This is a genomic window from Janthinobacterium sp. GW823-FHT01H08, assembly GCF_058797855.1.
The window spans coordinates 4,281,589-4,303,600 of sequence record NZ_CM179504.1 but is presented as its reverse complement, the minus strand read 5'-3'; the positions used below and the strand labels follow the sequence as shown (position 1 = coordinate 4,303,600).

The window sequence follows — 22,012 nt, the reverse complement described above, 5'->3', positions numbered from 1 at the left end:
TCTTTGTTCCTGCGCAAGGAAACGTTCGATTTCGTGCCGCTTCGACTAGAATCGCGCATTATCTTTTTGCATGACCTGGATGCCATGTCTACCGACTTTTCCCTGTATTTAGCCAGCAGCACTTACATCGACAGCGACCATCCGGCCGTGCGCGCCAAGGCGGCCGAACTGGCGGCAGGCGCTGTGGGCGACGCCGCCATCGCGGCCCGCTGCTTTGCCTTCGTGCGCGACGAAGTCGCTCACAGCTGGGACTACCAGCGCAATCCCGTCACCTGCCGCGCGTCCGACGTCTTGCAGCATGGCACGGGATATTGTTATGCGAAGAGCCATCTGCTGGCCGCGCTGCTGCGCGCCAACGGCATCCCCGCTGGCCTGTGCTACCAGCGCCTGGCTGTGGGGGAAGCGGGCCCGCCGTTTTGCCTGCATGGCTTGAACGCCGTGTATCTGCAGGATTTTGGCTGGTATCGCATCGATGCGCGCGGCAACAAGCCTGGCGTCTCGGCCGCCTTCGCGCCGCCGCAGGAGCAACTGGCCTTTCCCGTGCTGGCGCCGGAAGAGCGCGATCTGCCGGAAATCTGGCCGGCACCGCTGCCGCAGGTGATCGCATCGCTGACCGGCCATGCGACCGTGCAGGATGTGGCGGCGCACTTGCCCGATATCGAATTGTTGCCGCTGCAAAAATAATCTCAAGAAAGAAATCATGAAAAAAGTGTATCTTGGTCTGTTCGGCCTGTTGCTGCTGGCCGGTTGCGGCGGCAAGGGCGAGAGCGGCGGGCAATCGAGCGCCGCGCGTCTCGACGGCAAGGAAAAAGGCAGCGAGTTTCTTGCCTATGAACACAATGTCAGCGTCGATACGAGCGAGGCGCAAGTGCGGCCCCTGTATGAAAAAGTCGTCGCCGCCTGCAAGGCCGATACGGAAAACGGCTGTTTGCTGCTCGATTCCAGCCTCGACAGCGGCCGCTACGTGCATGCGCGCATCAGCATGCGGGCCAAGCCGGCCGGCATCAAAAAGCTCGTCGCGCTGGTCGCGGCCGAAGGCGACGTCACCAGCCAGGGCACCAAGGTGGAAGACCTGGGCCGTCCTGTGCTCGACAGCAAGAAGCGCCTGGAGATGCTGAAACAGTACCAGGCGCAGTTGCAAGACCTGGAAAAGCGCTCTGGCGCGAACGTCGACGCCCTGATCAAGGTCACCAAGGAGCTGGCCACCGTGCAAGTGGAGCTGGAGCAGGCGACGGCGGCCAATGCGCTATTAATGCAGCGCATCGACACGGACTTGCTGAACGTAATGATCAGCGCTGAAGGCAAGCAATCGTTCTGGCGCCCCGTCAAGCGTGCGCTGGGCAATTTCACGGACAACCTGTCGGAAGGCGTGGCCAACGCCATCACGGCCATGGCTTACATCCTGCCGTGGCTGATCGCTTTCGTGCTGCTGTTCCCGCTGGGCCGCAAGGGCTGGCGCCGCTTGAGAGGCTTGCCGCGCAAGGATTAAAGCCTCCGGCGCACCGTTTTACGGCAATTTGAAACCTGGCTGCACAGTCCTTGTGCAGCCAGGTTTTTTTTCGTGCGGCGAGCGCCGCGTGCACCATGGCGGACAGCTGTAGGCGCTGGCACGCATTCTGCTTTAACAACATGGCAGGCCCAGCTCGACCCCACGAACCCATCACAGGAGTCCCCATGTCACGACGCATCATCCTGAAAGCGGCCGCCGCCGGCGCATTCGCCCTGGCCACGTCCACTTATATGCAGGCAGCCCTGGCCGCCGATACGATCAAGGTCGGCATCTTGCACTCCCTGTCGGGCACCATGGCCATTTCAGAAACGTCGCTCAAGGATGTGGCCCTGATGACGATCGCCGAGATCAATGCCAAAGGCGGCGTGCTGGGCAAGAAGCTGGAAGCCGTCGTCGTTGACCCCGCGTCGAACTGGCCTTTGTTCGCGGAAAAAGCGAGACAATTGGTGGCGCAGGATAAGGTGGCCGTGGTGTTCGGCTGCTGGACGTCCGTGTCGCGCAAGTCGGTTTTGCCCGTGTTCAAGGAACTCAACAGCCTGCTGTTTTACCCGGTGCAATACGAGGGCGAGGAGCTGGAAAAGAATGTGTTTTATACGGGCGCCGCGCCCAACCAGCAGGCGATCCCCGCCGTCGAATACCTGATGAGCAAGGATGGGGGCGGGGCCAAGCGCTTCGTGCTGCTGGGCACGGATTATGTATACCCGCGCACCACCAACAAGATCCTGCGCGCCTTCCTGAAAAGCAAGGGAGTCAAGGATAGCGATATCAGCGAGGTCTACACGCCGTTCGGCCACGCCGACTATCAAACCATCGTCGCCAATATCAAGAAGTTTTCCACGGGCGGCAAGACTGCCGTCATTTCCACCATCAATGGCGATTCCAACGTGCCTTTCTACAAGGAGCTGGGCAATGCGGGCTTGAAAGCGACGGACGTGCCCGTCGTCGCGTTTTCCGTGGGCGAGGAAGAGCTGCGCGGCATCGATACCAAACCCTTGCTCGGCCATCTGGCGGCGTGGAATTACTTTGAATCCGTCAAGAACCCCGTGAATACCGCTTTCATCAAGCAGTGGAAGGCGTACGCCGTGGCGCAAAAGCTGCCGAACGCGGGTTCGGTGGTGACGAACGACCCGATGGAAGCGACCTATGTTGGCATCCACATGTGGGCGCAAGCCGTGGAAAAAGCGAAATCGACGGACACGGACAAGGTGATCGCCGCCATGGCGGGCCAGAGCGTCAAGGCGCCATCGGGCTTCACCCTGACCATGGATGCAACGAACCACCACTTGCACAAGCCCGTGATGGTCGGCGAGATCAAGGCCGATGGGCAATTCAATGTCGTGTGGAAAACCAAGGAACCGATACGCGCCCAGCCGTGGAGCCCGTATATCAAGGGCAATGAGGGCAAGCAGAAGCTGTAAAAAGCTTGCGCGTCGATTCGTCGCCGCAACCCCAGGCAAAGAGCTGGGGTCAGACCCGGCGGGTCTGACCCCTGTCCTTGTCTTGGGGGAAGGATACCTATCAAGACATCGGCTTTACTACATGGAATCCATGCACATGCAGCTTCTCCCCAAACTGCTGGTCCTCGCCTGCCTGTTGCTATCCTCGCTGGCGCAGGCCGCCATCCCTCCCGACCTGCTCAAGCCGCTGGCCGGCGACGATCCCGACGCCAGGGTCGCCGCCGTGGCGCAGATCGCCGCCCTGGCCACGCCCGAGGCTGCCAAGGTGCTGCAAGCGCTGCAGGACGACGCCTTGTACGCCGCGCCCGACGGCAAGGTGTACATCGTTGACGGCGAGCAGGCGGTTGACCCGGCAATTGGCCGGAACGTGCCGATGCCCGACGGCATCGACGGCGTGATGGTCAACAACCGCTTGCGCGCGGCTGTGGCAGGCGCCTTGTCGGGTTTGCAGCTGCTGGCGCCGGAGCGCAGCGCCCGCCTGGCCGCCGCGCAAGCCTTGCAAAAGGCGGTCGACCCCGCGCAGCTCCCCCTGATCCGCACCGCGCTGGCGCGGGAAAGCGACGCTGAAATTCAACAACTATTGCAAGTGCTGATCGCCAGCGCCAACCTGCATGCACCCGACGCCGCCACGCGCAAGGCCGCCGTGCAGGCGCTGGCGGGCAGCAGCGATGCGCGCCTGCTGCCGGTGCTGCAAGCCATGCTGGAGCAGGGGCCGGACGGCAAGGCTGGCGAGCCGGACGAAGCCGTGCAGCTGGCCGCCATCGACACCATGCGCCAGATCAAGGGACGAGTGTCGCGCATGGAATTGGCCGGCAATGTGTTTTACGGCATCTCGCTGGGCAGCGTGCTGCTGTTGGCCGCGCTGGGCCTGGCCATCACCTTCGGCCTGATGGGCATCATCAATATGGCGCATGGCGAATTGCTGATGATAGGCGCTTACACGACCTATCTGTGCCAGCTGTTTTTCCGCACCTATCTGCCTGGCCTGCAGGATGCGTATCTGCTGGCCGCCTTGCCGGCCGCGTTTTTTGTTGCCGGCCTGGTGGGCGTGGCACTGGAACGCACGGTGATCCGCTGGTTGTACGGGCGGCCGCTGGAAACCCTGCTGGCCACCTGGGGCATCAGCCTGATCCTCATGCAGCTGGTCCGCACGATCTTCGGCGCGCAAAACGTGGAAGTGGCCAACCCGGCCTGGATGTCGGGCGGCGTCACCGTGCTGGGCGGTCTCGTGCTGCCGTACAACCGCCTGGCCATCATCGGCTTTGCCATCGTCGTGGTGGTGGCCGTGTGGTTGATCCTCAACAAGACGCGGCTGGGACTGTTCGTGCGGGCCGTTACGCAAAACCGCCGCATGGCCGATTGCGTGGGCGTGGCCACGGGCAAGGTCGACATGCTCACCTTCGGCCTCGGTTCCGGCATCGCGGGCCTGGGCGGCGTGGCCCTGTCGCAGCTGGGCAACGTGGGGCCGGACCTGGGCCAAAGCTACATCGTCGATTCCTTCATGGTGGTGGTGCTCGGCGGCGTGGGCCAGCTGGCCGGCACCGTGATCGCCGCGTTGGGCCTGGGCGAAGTCAACAAATTCCTCGAACCGGTGGCGGGCGCCGTGCTGGCGAAGATCGCCATCCTGGTATTCATCATCATTTTCATCCAGCGCCGGCCGCAGGGCCTGTTTGCCATGAAGGGACGCAGCGTCGAATGACTACCTCCTACCCGATCAAACAGGGCCTGTTCACGCGGCCCGTCTGGCTGGTCATCGCCGCCTGCAGCGTGCTGGCGGCGCTGCTGCCGATTTTTAATCTGGCGTTTGCCGAAGGCCATGCCTTGCACGTCTCCGCCTACACGGTGGCGCTGGTGGGCAAGTTCATGTGCTACGCGCTGGCCGCGCTGGCGCTGGACCTCGTCTGGGGCTATACGGGTATCTTGTCACTAGGACACGGCGTGTTCTTTGCCTTGGGCGCGTATGCGCACGGCATGTATCTGATGCGCGCCATCGGCGACCAGGGCCAGTACCGCAGCAGCTTGCCCGACTTCATGGTCTTTCTCGACTGGAAGACCTACCCGTGGTACTGGGCCTTCACGGAACACTTCTGGTATTGCATGGCCCTCGTCGTGCTGGTGCCGGGCGTGCTGGCCTTCGTGTTTGGTTATTTCGCCTTTCGCTCGCGCATCAAGGGCGTGTATTTTTCCATCATCACGCAAGCGATGACGTATGCCTTCATGCTCTTGTTCTTCCGCAATGACACCGGCTTTGGCGGCAACAACGGTTTCACGGATTTCAAGACGATATTGGGCCACAGCATCACGGCACCCGCCACCCGGGCCGTGCTGTTCCTGCTGACCCTGGCCTTCCTGCTGGCGGCCTTGATCGGCGCGCGCGCCATCGTCCGCTCGAAACTGGGCAGGGTGCTGCAGGGCGTGCGCGACAGCGAAGCGCGGCTGATGTTCCTCGGCTACAACCCGCTGTGGTTCAAGCTGTTCGTCTGGACCTTGTCGGCCGTGCTGTGCGGCATCGCCGGCGCCCTGTACGTGCCCCAGGTGGGCATCATCAACCCGTCCGAAATGTCGCCCGCCAACTCCATCGAGATGGTCGTGTGGGTGGCGGTGGGCGGGCGCGGTACCTTGCTCGGTCCGATTCTGGGCGCCTTTACCGTGAACGGCTTGAAAAGCTGGTTCACGGCCGTCCTGCCGGAATTGTGGCTGTTCGCGCTGGGTTTGCTGTTCATCGGCGTCACCCTGTTCATGCAGCAGGGCATGCTCGGTGTGTTGAACAAGCTCAAACGTAAAAAAGTCGCCATCGTGGCAGAGGAGGCCGCATGAGCATCCGCATGTTGTCCGGCATGGCCGGCACCGAGGCTGGCCCCACGTATGCGCGCGTAAAAGGCGAGGGCGTCGATACGACGCATGGCGCCATTTTGTATCTGGAAGACATCAGCGTGTCGTTTGACGGCTTCAAGGCCATTAATAAACTGAGCCTCGATATTTCCGTGGGCGAGCTGCGCTGCATTATCGGCCCGAATGGCGCGGGCAAGACGACGATGATGGATGTCATCACGGGCAAGACGCGGCCCACGTCCGGCACGGCCTGGTTTGGCCAGACCATGAACCTGGCCACCATGACGGAAGCGCAAATCGCCCATGCGGGCATCGGCCGCAAGTTCCAGCGCCCCACCGTATTCGAGCAGCACACGGTGTTCGACAACCTGGAACTGGCGATGAAGATGGACAAGCGCGTGGCGCCCACCCTGTTTGCGCGCCTGACGTCCGAGCAGGCGGGCAGGATCGAAGCGATCTTGCGCCTGATCCGCTTGAACGGCCACGAAGCGCGGCCGGCCGGCTTGCTGTCGCACGGGCAAAAGCAATGGCTGGAAATCGGCATGCTCCTGATGCAGGAGCCGCAGCTGATCCTGCTGGACGAACCGGTGGCCGGCATGTCCGACGCGGAAACGGCGCGCACGGCGGAACTCCTCAATGAATTGCGCGGCAAGCATTCGATCATGGTCGTCGAGCACGACATGGGTTTCGTCACGGAGATCGCGCAGCAAGGCATCGTTACCGTGCTGCATGAGGGTTCCGTGCTGGCACAGGGGCGCATGGACGAAGTGCAAGCGGACGAGCGGGTCATCGAAGTCTATCTGGGAAGATAATAAGGGGGGATCGCAGGCCATGCTCGAAGTGCAACAATTAAATCAATACTATGGCTCCTCGCACACCTTGCGCGGCATCGACCTGTCGGCGCGCAAGGGCGAATGCCTGGCCTTGCTAGGGCGTAATGGCGTGGGCAAGACGACCTTGCTCAAATGCCTGATGGGCGTGCTGCCCGTGGCGCAGGGCAAGGTGCTCTTCAACGGGCATGACATCACGAGATTGGCGCCGCATGCGCGCGCCAGGCTGGGCATGGCCTACGTGCCGCAGGGGCGCGACATCTTTGCGCGCCTGACGGTCGAGGAAAACTTGCTGATGGGCATGGCGGTGAAGCGGGGCAGGCTGGCCACGCGCATCGATCCCCACGTGTATGAGCTGTTTCCCGTGCTCAAGGAGATGCTGCAGCGACGCGGCGGCGATTTGTCCGGCGGGCAACAGCAGCAACTGGCCATCGCCCGCGCCCTGCTGGCAGAGCCGCAATTGATCATCTTTGACGAGCCGACGGAGGGTATCCAGCCCTCCGTCATCAAGGATATCGGCAGGGTCATTTCCTTGTTGAAACAGCGGGGCGACATGGCCATCGTGCTGTGCGAACAGTATTTCGATTTCGCCCGCGAACTTGCCGACGAGTTCATCGTGCTGTCGCGGGGGCAGGTGGTGGCCAGCGGAGTGGCGGCGCAGATGGATGGCGACGAGGTGAAGCGGCACCTGGCCGTGTAAGGTCAGACGAGCTGGTACCAGCCCAGCACGGCGCCGGCCGCCAGCAGCCACAATAAATGGATCTTCGTGCGCCAGATGATCAGGCCGGCTACGATCGACAGGCTCCACAGGGGCCAGTCGGTGCGGATGTCATGGTTGGCGCCGCCCAGTATCATGCCCGTGGAAATCAGGAGGGCGACGACGATGGGCGCCATGCCTTGCTTGAAGGCGCGCACGGGGCGCAGGTCGCGGTTGCGGTAGCCCCACTGGGCCGCCACGTAGGTGAGGGTGGTGCTGGGCAGCATGATGCCCACCATCGTGATGAACACGCCGAGATAGGCGGCCGTGTAGCTGCCCGCATTCATGCCCACGTTCCAGCCCATCAGGGCGACGAACAGCACATTGGGGCCGGGAGCGGCCTGGGCGATGGCGATCGACTCGTTGAATTGCGCCTGTGTCAGCCAGCCATGCTGTTCGACGAGGAAGCGGTGCATTTCGGAAGTGGTGGAAATGGCGCCGCCGATCGACATCAGCGACAGCATCAGGTAGTGGCCGAACAGGTTCAGCCAGTCGCCCGCGCTTAACACCAGTTGCAGGGGCGGATTCATGTGGACAGCTTTCGATAGGTGAGCAGGCAGCCGATGCCGCCCAGACCCAGCAGGATGTACAGCAGGGGCCAGCGCAGCACGGCCACCATCAGCACGCCCAGCACGGTGATGGACAAGGTCAGCCACAGGGGCAGCGGATGCCTGGCCAGCGCCGTCGCCAGCTTCACACCCGTGGCGGCGATCATGCCGGCCGAGACAGCGGCCATGCCGCGCAGTGCGCCCGCCATCTGCGGATTGTCGCCAAAGCGCGTGTACAGCACGCCCAGCACGAGCACGATGACGAGGGGGGCGGTCAGCATGCCGGCCAGCGCCGTCAGCGCGCCTTTCAAACCGAAATAGCGCCCGCCCACCATCAGCGACAGGTTGACGACATTCGGCCCGGGCATGATCTGCGCCACGGCCCAGTCCTCGAGGAATTCCTCCTGCGTCAGCCAGCGCTTGCGCTCGACCATCTCGCGCTGAATCACGGCCAGCACGCCGCCAAAGCCTTGCAGGGCCAGCCAGGTGAACGAGAAGAACAGGTCGGCAAGCGAGGCCGGTTGCGGACGGGGCTGGTCGGGTTGGGGAGTGGATGAGGCGGCGGGCATGCACGATTATGGCCGTGCCTGCTCCGCCTTGTCCATGCCTATCTCCATGCCGTCTAGCCGCCGCCCACGCCGGCGATGACCACGCCCGTGCCGCCGCACATGACGCAAGGCTGGCCATTGTCCGTGTTGCCCCTGCCCATGCAATGCGTGCAGACGTTTTCTCCCGTGCCGGGCGTGCCGGGCGGGGCGATGTCGCCAGGATGTTGCTCAGAATCCGGTGTTGTATTCATGTCGTGTCTCCTTTGCATGCAGGGCGGGAGCTGCGCGATGGCGGCCAAATCCCATGGTAGGCCGGCGCCGCATGAGGCGTTTGACCTGCCTTAAGGTGCGCGGCCTTGCATCCCCGAAAAAAACTGCATTGCAATAGCTGGCTGGCATTGACATCGCGCGTTTTTCAGCAATACTTTCGCTGTCGCCTTCCGCGCTGGCCATGCTGGTGCCGGTCCCCGCTGCTGCATCCCGCCATCGTCGCTTTCTTCAGGAGTCATCGATCATGCCTCATTCCACAGAAACGCTGCATATGCCCGCCAAAACCGTGGTGCTGCATACCCGCGTCGACCAGAAGATGTCCGATATCGTCAATCTGGGCATCGCCGTGCAGGCAGCCTTCAGCACCTTGTGCGCGCTGGAATACCTGAAGTCATACAATGTCGCCCCCGACCTGATCGAGCGCGTGCTGCTGCATCCGGAGCAGCGCCGCCAGACCGTGCACTGAGTATCCTCGCGGCAACTGTATTGCCGGCAGCGTTGGCCCGGTGTTGTCGGATTGATCATTACGGCTCAGTTATGCACAAATGATGGGCTAACGAAATTGGCGAAATAATTTTCTTGTGATTATGTGTGACTTTCTAAGTGTTTGATTTTAATGGATTTTATTTTTGCTGTTTGATTGAGCAGTTTATTGAAAGCCGCACGGGCTGTGGCTTTGAAGGCTGTCAATAGGCCCTTATCCACAAAGATATCCACAGTCCGTGTGGATATCTGAAAAAGCGCTTAACAATCCGCCACTTAGGAAAAAGGGGCGGGCCAGCGCCTGCTATCGGCGCGCGAGATGGGCCAAAATGGGGCATGCCACAAGCCTGTATGCCTATCCAGTGCTCTTGTTTTTATGACTGAAAGTAGCGGCCCCGTTCAGGGCGTGCCGCCGGCCGGCGCCGCTGGGGTGTCGCCGCACTGGGCCAGGGCGGCAGCCAGTTCGGCGACTTGCTGCTCCGCTTCGCGCAAGGTGGCATAGGTGCGCAGTGAGGCGATCACAGTGGTAAACAACTTGCGCGTGGTCAGGTCCGTCTTGCACCAGAAATCGTTGATGTCGTAATCGATGATGATGCGGTGTTCCAGCGCCTGGCCGGGCTGGCCCGTGCGCAGGATGATGCGCACGGCGCTGTTGTGCAGCTCTTCGCGGATCTGGCGTGCCACTTGCAGTCCGGCATCCTGAGTTTCCATGATCACATCGAGCAGCACCACGGCGATATCGGAAGTGCCGCGCAGCAAGGTGAGCGCCTCGGCGCCCGAGTACGCGTGCAAAAAGCTCAGCCTGCGGCCCTGGAAGCTGGCTTGGCTGAGGGCGAACTTGGTCACCACGTGCACGTCGACATCGTCATCGACGATCAGCACGCGCCATGGCGCCGCAGTGGCAGGCTCTGCCGCCGCGTCTGCCCGTTCCAGCGGTTCGTCGACCAGCCAGTCCGGTTCGTCCGCTCCCTTGGCGGCGTTGTCGCTATCCATGTTCATGCGTTTATCCACCGTTGATCGTGCTTGCTACTCCACACTATGCCAGTCTACGGGGTTTGTCAAAACAATGCTGTTCAAGCAAGACGGCCTGGGCCAGGGTTGCTTATGCACAGCAAAATATATTTTCATTGTGGCAAAGTAACTTTGTTCGAGCGCAAATTCGTGATTGCAAGTCATTGATTTCATTGGGGTAAAAAATTGCCTGTGAAATCAGCAAATTGTTGAAACCCGCATCAATACTGGTGTTGCGGCTTGTCAAGAGGGGCTTATCAACAACTTTATCCACAGTTGCTGTGGATATCTAAAAAAGCCGTGCAAAAACCGGGGCTTAGCGCCCGTTCATGCGGCAAGGTGACAGCATTCATGCGGCCAGCCCAAGCCCGCCCAGCTGGGCAAAGGCGTGCAGGAAGCGCTGCTTGGCTTCGGCGGGACCCATGGCGTCGATTATACCGGGCAAGGGGGCGATGCCGTCAAGGTAAGCCCAGCGTTCGGCCGAGTGCGGCATCAGGTCGCGCTTTTCCGTGGCCAGCGCGATCAGGTCGGCCCGCTTGATCGGTGCGTAATCGGAAAAATCCAGCCCATACGTGGCGGCGATGATGGCGCTGACCTTGTCTTCCAGCACGGCAAACTCGGGCAGCAATACTTTCAAGGGTTTCACCATGTCGCCCAGGTAGGCTTCGGCCGCGTCGTGCAGCAGGGCGGCCAGGCGCAAATGGGGCGGCACCAGTTCGGCGACGATCAGGCTGTGCTGGGCGACCGAGTAAAACACTTGCGTCTGTCCATTGAAGCGGCACTGGTAGGCGAGGCCGTGGGCAATGTCCTCGATGGCTACCTTGTCGATATGCGGGCGCAAGGGATAAAAACGGTTGCCTGAATAAGTGGAAACGTAGTCGGTGGTAATCATTGCCATGGCACGGTGCTCGGAACGCTCAAGATGCTTCATCGTACACCCGATGGCATGGGCTTGCCCCGGCTGCGGTGCACAGGCGTCGGGCTGCTGAGCCTATGCATCTTGGCAAAGCCTTTAATTTATTTCATATCATTCATTGTTCTTTCTCAAATACACTATAGCAATCTTGTTTGTCTGAAACTTCATTTAGGGGCAGGGCAATGACGGCGATACCTTCGGCAAGACCTTCGTATATCTATCAGGGCGGTTCGGTGATGATGCACTCGCCGCTGCAATTGAAACAGTCGGAAATGTACGGCTATTTCGTCAGGGGCGACCTGGCCAAGCTGCAGGCCACCGTGAATACCACGCTGAACCAGGTGGCCGGCAGCAAGATGACTCTGAAAGCCCTGTCGCCGTATGTGATGCTGACGTTTACGCGCGTCAACCATGCGGACTCGGCCAACCCCGTTGACCAGGCCAAGGGCTGGATCACGGAAGTCGACATCGTCACCTGGATCATGGTCGGCCAGATGGATGAACGCGGCAAGCTCGCGCATATCTACTGGTATCCGTGCCACATTTTTGTGGATGACGCCATGGCCCTGATCAACGGGCGCGAACTGTTCGGCTATCCGAAATACCTGTGCGACTACGAAATTCCCGCCGCCGGCAGCGAGCCGCTGCGCTGCTCCGTCGCCGCCAAGGGCTTCCAGCATTTTTCGCCGGAAACGAAGCTGGCCCTGCACCCGCTGCTGGAAGTCAATGCCACCGTGCAGACGGGGCCGCACAAACCCGTCAACAGTTTCCTGGAACTCATCGAGCAGGCATTCGAGATTTTTCTCTCCATTCCCGATTTCTTCGACATGGACCAGGCTGGCTGGGCCGATATTTTGTCCTTGCTGCGCAACCCGCGCATCGATCAGATTTTCCTCAAGCAATTCCCCGACAGCGCGGGCGTGAAAGCCGTGTACCAGGCCCTGGTGGCTGCGCCGGCCGAAATCAACCGCCTGCACAGCGCGCGCCTGCTCGGCTATGAATACGAATGCACGGTGCACGCCTTCGACAGCTTCCCGCTGGACCAGACCCTGGGTTTGCAGCTGGGACCGCAGGCGGCCATTTTGCCCTTCAATGTGAACTTCGATTTCACGGCCATGCCGGGCGAGGAACTGGTCGACAATTCCCGCATCGCGCCGGAAAAGATCGCCATCCTCGGCGGCGGCGTGGCGGCCATGACCACCGCGTATTATTTGACGAACCAGCCGGGCTGGCAAAACCGGCATGCCATCACCGTCTACCAGCTGGGCTGGCGCCTGGGCGGCAAGGGCGCCAGCGGGCGCAATGCGCAGGCGGGCCAGCGCATCGAGGAGCACGGCCTGCACATCTGGTTCGGCTTCTACGCGAACGCCTTCAGGATGATCAAGGAAGCATACGCCAGCCTGGAACGCCCGCCCGGCGCGCCGCTGGCCACCTGGCGCGACGCTTTTAAACAACACGATTACGTGGCCCTGTCGGAAGACGTCAAGGGACAATGGCGCAACTGGTCCATTGTCTTTCCCACCTTGCCGGGCGAGCCGGGCGAGGGCGGCGAAGACGTCACCCTGTGGCAGATGGCCATCGCCATGGTGGGCTGGATCGAGCAGTGGATACGCCAGATCCGCCAGGTGGCGGACGCCGACGCGCGCATCGTGCGCGCCAGCGCATCGCAGGGCGAAGGCGTGTGGCCGGGCTGGTTGCGCCGCCTGGCCGACGAAGTGGTGGGGCAGGCCGATGAACTGGGGCTGGACGTGGGCTTGTCCGTGGGCGCGCTGGCGGCGCTGGTGGCCGACCTGGCGCCGGACTCCACGCGCCACGACCAGGCCCGCCACCAGCTGCTGGCCAGCACCCTGAACGGCATCCGCGCCTGGCTGCGCCTGCGCTACCGCGCGCTGATCGATGGCGACGATGAATTGCGCCGCCTGTTCACCTGCCTGGACCTGGGCATCACGGTCATGAAGGGCATGTTCGAGGATGGCGTGTTCAAGAACGGCTTTGACGTCATCAACGACATCGATTTCCGCGCCTGGCTGCGCAAGCATGGCGGCGACGAGCAGTTCAGCGTCAATTCGGCGCCCGTGCGCGGCTTTTACGACCTGGTGTTTGCCTACGAGGACGGCGATTTTTCCAAGCCGAACATCGAGGCGGGCACCTTGCTGCGTTCGATGGCGCGCATCGGCCTGGCCTACAAGGGCGGCATCATGTTCAAGATGCAGGCCGGCATGGGCGACACGATTTTCACACCGCTGTACGAGGTGCTGCGCAAGCGCGGCGTGGAATTCAAGTTCTTCCAGCGCGTGGAAGAACTGGTGCCGGGCGCGGGCGACATCGACAGCATCCGCATCACGCAGCAGGTGCAATTGAAGGACCCGGCCGCCGGTTACGCGCCGCTGGTGGACGTGAAAGGCTTGCCGTGCTGGCCCAGCGCGCCCGATTACGCGCAGATCGAACCGGCCCAGGCGGCGCTGCTGCAGGCGCAGGAAGTCAACCTGGAATCGTACTGGAGCGACTGGCCGCAGCAGTATGCGCAGGCGTTCGGCCGCGCGCTGCCCGCCACGGTATTGAAGAAGGGCGTCGATTTCGACAAGGTGGTGTTCGGCATTTCCATCGGCTCGCTGCAAGCCCTGTGCCCGCAACTGCTGGCGCAAAGTCCGGCCCTGCAACTGGCGGCCGACAAGGTGAAAACGGTGGCCACGCAGGCTTACCAGGTTTGGCTCAACAAGGATTTGTCTCAGATGGGCTGGACCACGCAGCCGAAGGGCCAGCAACCGGTGCTGTCGGCCTTCACGGAGCCGTACGACACGTGGGCGCCGATGGACCAGTTATTGGCGCACGAGGATTGGCCGGCGGGGCTGGAACCGAAAAACGTTTCGTACTTTTGCAGCGCCTTCCCTGTCGACAGCTATCCGCCCGTCACCGACACGGGCTTTCCCGCCCGCTGCGCGGCCAAGGCGAAACAGGGCGCGCTGCATCAGCTGGAACGCGAGATCGGCGCGCTGTGGCCCGAGGCGGGCGGGCCGGGCGCGTTTCCGTGGCAATGGCTGGTCGATGCGAAGGCCGGCACGGGACCGGCGCGCTTCGACAGCCAGTACTGGCGCGCCAACGTCGACCCGTCCGAGCGCTACGTGATGTCGGTGGTGGGCAGCACGCAGTACCGGCTGGCGACCGACCAGTCGGGCTTCAGCAACCTGTTCCTCACGGGCGACTGGATCAGGACGGGCCTGAACGCGGGCTGCGTCGAGGCGGCCGTGATGGCCGGCATGCAGACTTCGCGCGCCATGACGGGCTATCCGGCCGTGATCCAGGGCGAGACGGATTTCTAGGCATGCAAGGCCTGATGCTGCTGTGCCTTGTCCTGATCCACCTGCACGCGGGCGCCGCGCCGCCGGGCGCCATTGTGCTGTGGCCCGGCGCTCCGCCCGGCGGCGCGGCGCCGGGTCCGCAGCGCGACAGCGCCAAAGGCTCCATCACGCAGGTGGCGCAGCCTTACCTGATCGCACACCGCCCGACGCGGCCGGACGGCACGGCCGTCCTGCTGGTCAGCGGCGGCGGCTATGCGCATATCGAGGCGGGCAAGGAAAGCGGTCCCGCCGCCGCCTGGCTGCAAGCACAGGGCGTCACGGCGTTTGAACTCGTGTACCGTCTGCCGCAGGAAGGCGGCGGGGTGGCCGCGCCGTTCCAGGACGGCCAGCGGGCCATGCGCGTGATCCGGGCGCGTGCGGCCGAGTGGGGCATCGATCCGGCGCGCATCGGCATGCTGGGTTTTTCCGCCGGCGCGCACCTGGCCGGCATGACGGCCGTCCAGCCGGACGCCGCCCTGTATGCGTCCGTCGATGCGATCGATGGCGTCTCCGCGCGGCCCGATTTCGTCGTGCTGCTATACCCCGTGCTGACCATGCAGCCGCCGTTCGACACGACGCATGCGAAGAAAGAGCTGCTGGGAAGCCACCCCACGCAGGCGGCGCGCGATGCGCTGTCGGTGGAACGCCACGTCGATGCGCGCACGCCGCCCATGTTCATCGCGCAGGCGCTGGACGACCCGATTTCACCGCCCGACAACAGCCGCTTGATGGGCGCTGCCCTGGACCGCGCCGGCGTGCCTGTTGAACTGCACCAGTTCCGGCACGGCGGCCATGGCTGGGGCCTGGGCAAGCCGGGTAGCGAACCGGCCGTGTGGCCGCAACTGCTGCTGGCGTGGCTGCAATCGCGGGGCTGGATGCCTCAGCCTTCGGGCTGAGTTTCCAGATCCCGCCGCGCCACGTCCAGCGCCGCCCGCAGCTGCGGCAGGAACTGTTCCACGTTATCGAGCTGGCCGTTCGAGGCCAGGGTTTCCATCTGGTGGCACAGGCCGTGCAGGGTGGGGCGGCTCAAGTAGCCGGCGCTGCCTTTCAAGGCGTGGAAAGCGGCCGCCGCCGCGCTGGCATTGCCGTCGCGCACGGCATGGCAAGCCAGGTCCAGGCGCCGCGGCGCTTCCGTCAGGAACGCTTGCGCGATGCGCTGCAAGTGCTGCGGCGACAAGCCTGCCAGCGGCAGGATGTGCACGGGCGCCGTCATGGGATCGGCCGGCGCCGGCGTTTGCGCCTGCGCGTCGTCGGCATCGTCCAGGCCGAACTGGCGCGCCAGGGTGTCGTCGTCGATGGGTGCGGCCTGCGGCAGCGCGTGGCCGCGCGCCAGCAGCAGGTCGATGATGGCGTCGATTTTCTCGAACAGCAGCGCTTCGTCGACGGGCTTGCTGAGGAAGTCGTCCATGCCGGCGGCCAGGTAGCGTTGCCGGTCATGTTCGCTGGCGTTGGCCGTCAGCGCGAGGATGGGAATCTGCGCGTCGGGAATGGGGAACTGGGCGTTGCCGCCGTCGCGGATCAGGCGCGCGGCCTGTTCGCCATCCATTTCCGGCATGCGGCCATCCATCAGCACGCAGTCGTAGGGGCCCGATCCCAGCGCGCGCAGCGCCTGTTCGCCGTTTTCCACGATGGTGATCTCATGGCCCATGCTTTCGAGCAGGGTGCCGATGATGATCTGGTTGGTGCGCACGTCTTCGGCGCACAGGATGCGCAGGCGGCAGGCGTGGCGCGCCTGGCGCACCGGCCGGCGCGCGTCGGCCGCCGGCGCGCTGCCGTCTTCCAGCGGCAAGGTGAAGTGGAAGCGCGAACCGATGCCGACCCGGCTTTCCACGCCGATCGTGCCACCCATCAGTTCGACCAGTTCCTTGCAAATGGCCAGGCCCAGGCCCGTGCCGCCGTAGCGGCGCGTGGTGGAATGGTCGGCCTGCTCGAATTTCTGGAACAGGCGCGGCAAGGTGTCCGCGTCGATGCCGGGACCCGTATCGCTGATGATGAATTCGATCTCGCTGCGGCCATCGCGGCGCGGCGGCGTGCGGGCGCGCCGCACTTCCAGCAGCACTTCGCCATTGGCCGTGAATTTCAGCGCGTTGCCCAGCAGGTTGATGAGGATCTGCCGCAGGCGCGTGGGGTCGGCGCGCACGTAGCGGGGCAGGTCCAGCGCCAGTTCGCGGCGCAGCAGCAGGCTCTTGGCGTCGGCCTGGCCTTGCACGATGCCGGCCGCGTCGCCGATCAGCGCCAGCAGGTCGAAGTCCACGGTTTCCAGGGTCAGCTTGCCCGCGTCGATCTTGGAAAAGTCTAGGATGTCATTGAGGATGGTCAGGAGCGAGACGCCATTGTGCAGGCCGATGCGCAAGTATTCCTGCGTACGGCCACGCACGGACTGGTCGCGCAGGGCGAATTTCAGCATGCCGATCACGCCGGCCAGCGGCGTGCGGATGTCGTGGCTCATGGCGGACAGAAAATCGATGCGGTGGCGGCTGACCACTTCCGCATGCTCCTTGGCCTTCAGCAGGGCGTCGTTGCTGAGGGTGAGCGCCAGGGTGCGTTCCTGCACCCGCTGTTCCAGGTTGTTGCGCAGCAGGCGGATCTGGTCGGCCAGGGCAAAGGCCAGCAGCAAGCCGTCGAAGGTGCCGCCGAGCAGGGTCACCAGCTGGGCGTTGGCCACCATGGCCGGCATCAGCCCCAGGTTGGCCGGCAGGATCAGAAAGCCGGGCAGCATCAGCGCGACGAAGGCCAGCACGAAGAAGCGCGCCGGCTGGTAGCCGCGGCGCCAGACGACGATGCCGCAGATGAGCGCCAGCAGCATCCAGATGCTGATGGCGATGGTGGCCAGCGTGTGCGCATACGACAGGGCGAAAAAGCAGCTGGGCAGGAGCAGCAAGGGCAATGCCAGGTTGACCTTGCTGAGACGGTACAGCAGCAGGGAGTAGTCGCGCAGGCGCAGGAAATGCATGTAGAACAGGGTGCTGAAGACGGGCAGCAGGAAAAACGGCACGTAATGCAGCTGCAGCTGGTGCCAGTCGAACAGGTCGGCAAACACGTGGAAGGTCATGGCCCAGGCCAGGCCGTACGTCAGCACGTACAGCGTGTAATACGCCGACGCCTTTTCCAGGGTGATGGAAAAGATGAAGAAATTGAACAGGCCCAGCGCCAGCAGGGCGCCGATGGAGGCCACCATCAGGAAGTTTTCCTTGCCCACCAGCTTGCGGTAGTCGTGCTGCGTCTTCACGCCGAACAGGGGCGCGCGCGCGTAGTAGGGGCTGGAAAAGCGGATCAGGATGTCGTACGTGGCGCCCGGCGCCAGCTGCACGTTCATGCCGTAGTGCAGCAAATAGTCGTGCGGCCGCTGGTAGCCCGTCAGCAAGGTACTCGGCGCCGCGTGCGGCCCCGGGCCATACACGTAGACGTCGACCAGGTCGATCAGGGTGTCGTTCGGGTCGATGACCCAGGCCGATTCGCTGCTGTCGTTGCGCACCTGCGCATGCAGCCAGTAGGCGCCGCCGAACAGGTCGACCTGGTCGGCCGGGCGCTGGCGCGCCAGCCAGGCGGGCAGGGCGGCGGCATCGGCAGGCGCGGCTTCATTTTCGGCAAGAAATAGTTGTCCGCCCTTGCCCAGGTGAGCGATGCCTTGTTTGCTCAGAGGCAAGGGAGTCGCCTGCGCCGCGCCCGCCAGACCCAGCAGGCCGAACAGCAGGCTGAGCACGAGCGGCCAGCTGCATAGCCAGGCGCTGACGCGGGAGCTGGAAGCGCGGTGGCAGGGAGGGAGCGAGTGGGCTGGCATCGATGGAGTGGGTGATGGTCGCGCGGGAATTGGCGGCAACGCCGTTTGCTGTGGAGTGTCCATTTTAATCGACTCTCGGTGACACACGGGCAAATTCATGTCCTGTCCGCCTGGCGCCCGCTCCGGTATCATGGCGCTTTTGCCCGCGAGATATTCATGCTCAGTCCCGACCAGTTCCTGGCCTTCCTGGCCGCCGCCGTCTTGATCACCGCCAGTCCTGGCCCCGACAACCTGATGGTGCTGGGCGTGGGCATGTCGCGCGGGCGCCGCCAGGGCATGGCGTTCGGCCTGGGCTGCGCCCTTGGCTGCCTCACGCACACCGTGCTGGCGACCATCGGCGTGTCGGCCCTGCTGGCCGCTTCGCCCACGGCCTTTACGGCGCTGAAAGTGGCCGGCGGGCTGTACCTCGTATGGCTGGGCATCGGCGCCCTGCGCAGCCGTGGCGGCGCCAGAGTCGATGGCGCGGCCGCCTTGCCCGACGAATCCTTGCTGCGCCTGTTCGGCAAGGGACTGTTTGCCAACAGTATCAATCCGAAAGTCGTATTGTTTTTCCTCTCGTTCCTGCCGCAGTTCATCGTCGCGGGCCAGGGCAGTGCCAGCTGGCAGACGGCGCAGCTGGGCCTGGTCTTCACGGCGCAGGCGTGCGTGTTGTTCGGCCTGCTCGGCTATTTTTCCGGCGCTGTCGGCCTGTGGCTCAACCGCCGCCCGCGCGCCGGCCTGTGGCTGGACCGCGTGGCCGGCACCATCTTCATCGGCCTGGGCTTGCGCCTGATCCTGGCGCGCTGACCTCTTGCCGGGCGGTGATGCGGAACGCCAGTTCCATCTGGTCCTGCACGGCCATGGCGCCGCCCAGGATGGCGAACGGCACGATGCCGAAGTCGCTTTGTTTCAGCAGCAGGCTGCCGCTGGCCTGCAGGCTGCGCCCGTCGGCCGCTTGCTCGACGCGCACCGGCAGCCGCACCGTGCGCGTCACGCCATGCAGGGTGATGTCCGCATCAAACACCTGCTTGTCGCCCGTGCGGCGCGCCTCGATGCTGACCCACGGATAGCGTTCCGCCTCGAGCACGCGCACCAGCATGTTGTGGCGCGTGCCGGCGATGGCGTCGGCCGACGGCGTCGTCGCCAGGCCCGCCGCCTGGCGCAAGCTTTCTTCATCCACAGTCATCTCGTCGAGCCGGAAGCGCAACTGCGCGCGCCCCGGCGCGGGCGCCACGATGCCCTGCAGGCTGCGGCTGGCCACCACGTGATCATGCCCGAGCCGCGCCAGCGCGCCGCCACGGCGCACGGTGATGGTCAGCAGGGACTCGTCGGGCGCGATGTGCAGCAGCTGCACGCCTTGCCGCTGCCACGCGGGCGCCGGCACGGCGGCAGGGGCGGCCGGCGCGGAAGCGGGGGCCGGCGCGGGCGGCAAGGGCGTGCAGGATAGCAGCACGGCGCAGGCGCCGGCCAGCAGCATGCGGCGGTGAACAGTGTGCATCGATGAAAACTCCTGGCTGGACATGGACTGCGCGTGCAGAGGCGCAAGGCGCGATGGGGCGATAGTAAGCGATCCAGCCTGCCCGGCGCTAGCCCCTTCGCAGGCGGCCGCGCAAGGACGGAGTACAGGGATAGCGTTTACCGCGCCTGTCCGTCGACAAACAGGAGGATGGCGCTGGCGACCACCTGCGGCGCTTCGCGCTGCGGGAAGTGGCCGATGCCTTCGAGCAGCACGCGCTGGTAGGCGCCGCTGAAATGGCGTTCGCGTCCAGCCGAGCTGTCCGGATGGTTGCAGGTGTCGGCCGCGCCATGCAGCACCAGGGTGGGCACCGGCAAGACGGGCGCCGGGTGCAGCCGCGCTTCGTCGGCCGCGTACGCGGGGTCGCCCTCGGCAAACGCCCAGCGGTGACGGTAGGAATGCAGCACCACCTCGGCCCAGTCGGGACCGTCGAAAGCGCGGCTGGCCTGCCCGAAATCGGCTTCGCCATACCAGCCGGCGGGCGACCAGCTGTCCCACATCATGCGGGCAAACGCGTGGCGGTCATGCTCGACCGCATGCTGGCCCCGCGGCGTGGCCATGAACCAGTGGTACCAGTAGTTGCGCGCCTGCTGGTAAGACAGTTCTTGCCGTGGGTCATTCGTGCCATAGCCTACCGACAGCATGACGAGGCCGGATGCCGCATCGTGGCGCAAGCCGCAGGCATTGGCGACGGCGCGCGCGCCCCAGTCGTGGCCCACCAGCAAGGGCTGATCCAGTTGCATCGCATCGATAAAGTCGAGCAAGTCGCGTCCCAGCGCGGCCAGCTGGCCGCTGCGCGGCGTGTCCGCATGGCGAAAGCGCGTGGGCGCGAAGCCGCGCAGGGCGGGCGCCAGCACGCGGTAGCCAGCGGCGGCCAGCGCCGTCGCCGTTTTGGCCCAGCTTTCCGGGCTGTCGGGCCAGCCGTGTACCAGCACGGCGCAGCGGCTGCCGGCGGCGTTCCATTCCAGGTAGGCCACGTCCAGCAGCGGGGTGGCGATGTAGTGATAGTCTTGCATGGCATTCCTGACGAAGGTGAGGGGAGAGCGTCATGGTAGCGCCGGCAATGCATTTGATTCGTGAGCAATTCATCGATATTATGATCATATCTTGATGAATTGGAGCGTACCATGCACGCCTTGCCGGCAATAACCCTGGACATCGTCCTCTTGCGCAGCCTGCTGGAAGTGGTCGATACGGGCGGTTTCGCGCTGGCCGCGCAAAACCTGGCGCTGACGCCGTCGGCTGTCAGCGGGCATATCAAGCGCCTGGAACACAGCGCCGGCAAACAGTTGCTGGCGCGCACGACGCGCAGCCTGGAGCTGACGGCGGCCGGCGAACTGCTGTACATGTATGCGCGCAATATCGTCGACCTGGAACGCGAGGCGCGGGCCAGGCTCAGCGGTGCATCGGTGCAGGGGCGGCTGGTCCTGGGCGCGTCGGAAGATTTCGCGGGCACGTGGCTGCCGCAAGTGCTGCAGACGTTCCAGCGCTGGCATCCGCAAGCGTCGATCGAGTTGAAGGTGGGCATCACGGCCGACCTGCTGCGGCGCCAGGCGCACGAGCAGATCGATGTCATTTTCGGCAAGCAATGCAGCCGCACGGAAGGGGCCGGCGAATTGCTGTGGGCCGAGCCGCTGGTATGGGCGTATGCGGCCGGCCGCCTGCCCGATCCGCAACTGCCCGTGCCGCTGGCGCTGTTTCCCTCGCCGTGCGTGTACCGCGAAGCGGCGCTGGCCGCTTTGGCGCAGGCGGGCCGTGCCTGGCGGCTGGCGTTTGACAGCGGCAGCATGGCCGGCTGCGTGGCGGCGGCGCTGGCCGGCTTTGCCGTGACGCCCGTGGCGCGCAGCCAGTTGCGCGACGGCTTGCGCATCCTGGGAGCGGAAGAGGGCTTGCCGCCATTACCCGATGCCCGTTTTTATGCCTTTCCACGCAACAATACGCCGGCCGTGCTGGCGCTGGTGGACGCCGTGCGCGGCGCGGGACAGCGGCACCAGTTTCACGCATGATGCCGGCGGCGCCGGAAATGCCGATGAAAGTATGAAAGTTTAGCCTGCGTCATAAGGCGGTCATATGCCGCTGTTATGATGCTTTCGTTGGCACACAGCATGCATTGCGCAGATCACTACGCTCCGGGAGCGATAGGATGCAGGCATGACTCAACAGCTTAGCCGGTGAGCTCAACCATCGGCACCAGACATGTAAAAATTGTTTTATGGCAGTATTTGCAGGGTGGGGC

20 protein-coding genes are annotated in these 22,012 nt (G+C 64.0%); 12 read left to right on the top strand and 8 right to left on the bottom strand.

Annotated elements, in window-relative coordinates; genetic code table 11:
* The first annotated feature begins 84 nt into the window (after positions 1–84).
* From AC3RCG_RS19235 to urtE, 7 genes are all read left to right on the top strand, one after another.
* Positions 85–684: a transglutaminase-like domain-containing protein gene (locus AC3RCG_RS19235; RefSeq protein WP_492403024.1), complete on the top strand. Its 600-nt coding sequence runs from the start codon at positions 85–87 to the stop codon at positions 682–684.
* A gap of 16 nt (positions 685–700) precedes the next feature.
* Positions 701–1,489 (top strand): DUF4349 domain-containing protein, encoded by a 789-nt coding sequence (locus tag AC3RCG_RS19230; RefSeq protein ID WP_070222269.1) that lies wholly within the window; start codon positions 701–703, stop codon positions 1,487–1,489.
* 185 nt (positions 1,490–1,674) lie between these two features.
* Positions 1,675–2,928: an urea ABC transporter substrate-binding protein gene (gene urtA, locus AC3RCG_RS19225; RefSeq protein ID WP_492403022.1), complete on the top strand. Its 1,254-nt coding sequence runs from the start codon at positions 1,675–1,677 to the stop codon at positions 2,926–2,928.
* Between the two features lie 136 nt (positions 2,929–3,064).
* Positions 3,065–4,666 carry an urea ABC transporter permease subunit UrtB gene (gene urtB, locus AC3RCG_RS19220; RefSeq protein WP_492403021.1) on the top strand — a complete coding sequence of 534 codons (1,602 nt, stop codon included), beginning with the start codon at positions 3,065–3,067 and terminating at the stop codon, positions 4,664–4,666.
* Positions 4,663–5,784 carry an urea ABC transporter permease subunit UrtC gene (urtC, locus tag AC3RCG_RS19215; protein ID WP_492403019.1) on the top strand — a complete coding sequence of 374 codons (1,122 nt, stop codon included), beginning with the start codon at positions 4,663–4,665 and terminating at the stop codon, positions 5,782–5,784. Before urtB ends, urtC begins: the two co-directional genes overlap by 4 nt.
* On the top strand, positions 5,781–6,611 hold the full coding sequence (gene urtD / locus AC3RCG_RS19210) for an urea ABC transporter ATP-binding protein UrtD (RefSeq protein ID WP_492403017.1): 831 nt from the start codon (positions 5,781–5,783) through the stop codon (positions 6,609–6,611). The genes urtC and urtD overlap by 4 nt, the downstream gene beginning before the upstream one ends.
* Before the next feature lie 19 nt (positions 6,612–6,630).
* Positions 6,631–7,329 carry an urea ABC transporter ATP-binding subunit UrtE gene (gene urtE / locus AC3RCG_RS19205; protein ID WP_492403015.1) on the top strand — a complete coding sequence of 233 codons (699 nt, stop codon included), beginning with the start codon at positions 6,631–6,633 and terminating at the stop codon, positions 7,327–7,329.
* A gap of 2 nt (positions 7,330–7,331) precedes the next feature.
* Here the strand turns inward: urtE and AC3RCG_RS19200 are convergent, their stop codons facing one another.
* The 3 genes from AC3RCG_RS19200 to AC3RCG_RS19190 are packed head-to-tail and all read right to left on the bottom strand — an operon-like array spanning position 7,332 to position 8,733.
* A complete protein-coding gene (locus AC3RCG_RS19200; RefSeq protein ID WP_492403013.1) occupies positions 7,332–7,916 on the bottom strand; it encodes a chromate transporter in 585 nt (194 codons plus the stop codon).
* Positions 7,913–8,503 carry a chromate transporter gene (locus tag AC3RCG_RS19195; RefSeq protein WP_070313195.1) on the bottom strand — a complete coding sequence of 197 codons (591 nt, stop codon included), beginning with the start codon at positions 8,501–8,503 and terminating at the stop codon, positions 7,913–7,915. The genes AC3RCG_RS19200 and AC3RCG_RS19195 overlap by 4 nt, the downstream gene beginning before the upstream one ends.
* A 53-nt stretch (positions 8,504–8,556) precedes the next feature.
* Positions 8,557–8,733, bottom strand: a complete 177-nt coding sequence (locus AC3RCG_RS19190; protein ID WP_175444697.1) for a hypothetical protein — start codon at positions 8,731–8,733, stop codon at positions 8,557–8,559.
* Between the two features lie 263 nt (positions 8,734–8,996).
* On the opposite strand from AC3RCG_RS19190, the gene AC3RCG_RS19185 reads away from it, so the two are divergent.
* Entirely contained in the window at positions 8,997–9,218 is a 222-nt protein-coding gene (locus AC3RCG_RS19185) for a hypothetical protein (RefSeq protein WP_492403010.1), read from the top strand.
* A 416-nt stretch (positions 9,219–9,634) separates the two neighbouring features.
* Here AC3RCG_RS19185 and AC3RCG_RS19180 read toward each other — a convergent pair whose 3' ends face one another.
* Positions 9,635–10,234 (bottom strand): response regulator, encoded by a 600-nt coding sequence (locus tag AC3RCG_RS19180; protein WP_227742005.1) that lies wholly within the window; start codon positions 10,232–10,234, stop codon positions 9,635–9,637.
* 361 nt (positions 10,235–10,595) lie between these two features.
* Positions 10,596–11,144, bottom strand: coding sequence for a phosphohydrolase (locus AC3RCG_RS19175; protein ID WP_083293695.1), 549 nt, complete (start codon positions 11,142–11,144; stop codon positions 10,596–10,598).
* A gap of 200 nt (positions 11,145–11,344) precedes the next feature.
* Here AC3RCG_RS19175 and AC3RCG_RS19170 point away from each other — a divergent pair, with 200 nt between their 5' ends.
* Entirely contained in the window at positions 11,345–14,482 is a 3,138-nt protein-coding gene (locus tag AC3RCG_RS19170) for an NAD(P)-binding protein (RefSeq protein ID WP_492403007.1), read from the top strand.
* Between the two features lie 2 nt (positions 14,483–14,484).
* Positions 14,485–15,396, top strand: coding sequence for an alpha/beta hydrolase (locus AC3RCG_RS19165; RefSeq protein WP_492490368.1), 912 nt, complete (start codon positions 14,485–14,487; stop codon positions 15,394–15,396).
* On the opposite strand, the gene AC3RCG_RS19160 is transcribed toward AC3RCG_RS19165, so the two are convergent.
* Positions 15,381–18,203, bottom strand: coding sequence for a hybrid sensor histidine kinase/response regulator (locus AC3RCG_RS19160; protein ID WP_492405381.1), 2,823 nt, complete (start codon positions 18,201–18,203; stop codon positions 15,381–15,383). The genes AC3RCG_RS19165 and AC3RCG_RS19160 overlap by 16 nt on opposite strands.
* 234 nt (positions 18,204–18,437) lie before the next feature.
* On the opposite strand from AC3RCG_RS19160, the gene AC3RCG_RS19155 reads away from it, so the two are divergent.
* The gene (locus tag AC3RCG_RS19155; RefSeq protein WP_326456293.1) at positions 18,438–19,067 is read left to right on the top strand and encodes a LysE family translocator; all 630 of its coding nucleotides are present in this window, start codon (positions 18,438–18,440) and stop codon (positions 19,065–19,067) included.
* On the opposite strand, the gene AC3RCG_RS19150 is transcribed toward AC3RCG_RS19155, so the two are convergent.
* Positions 19,030–19,758, bottom strand: a complete 729-nt coding sequence (locus AC3RCG_RS19150; protein ID WP_492405384.1) for a YceI family protein — start codon at positions 19,756–19,758, stop codon at positions 19,030–19,032. The two genes, AC3RCG_RS19155 and AC3RCG_RS19150, sit on opposite strands and share 38 nt — an antisense overlap.
* Before the next feature lie 137 nt (positions 19,759–19,895).
* Entirely contained in the window at positions 19,896–20,792 is an 897-nt protein-coding gene (locus tag AC3RCG_RS19145) for an alpha/beta fold hydrolase (RefSeq protein WP_492405385.1), read from the bottom strand.
* Positions 20,793–20,903: 111 nt separating this feature from the next.
* On the opposite strand from AC3RCG_RS19145, the gene AC3RCG_RS19140 reads away from it, so the two are divergent.
* A complete protein-coding gene (locus AC3RCG_RS19140; RefSeq protein ID WP_492405387.1) occupies positions 20,904–21,782 on the top strand; it encodes a LysR substrate-binding domain-containing protein in 879 nt (292 codons plus the stop codon).
* The last annotated feature ends 230 nt before the right edge of the window (positions 21,783–22,012 follow it).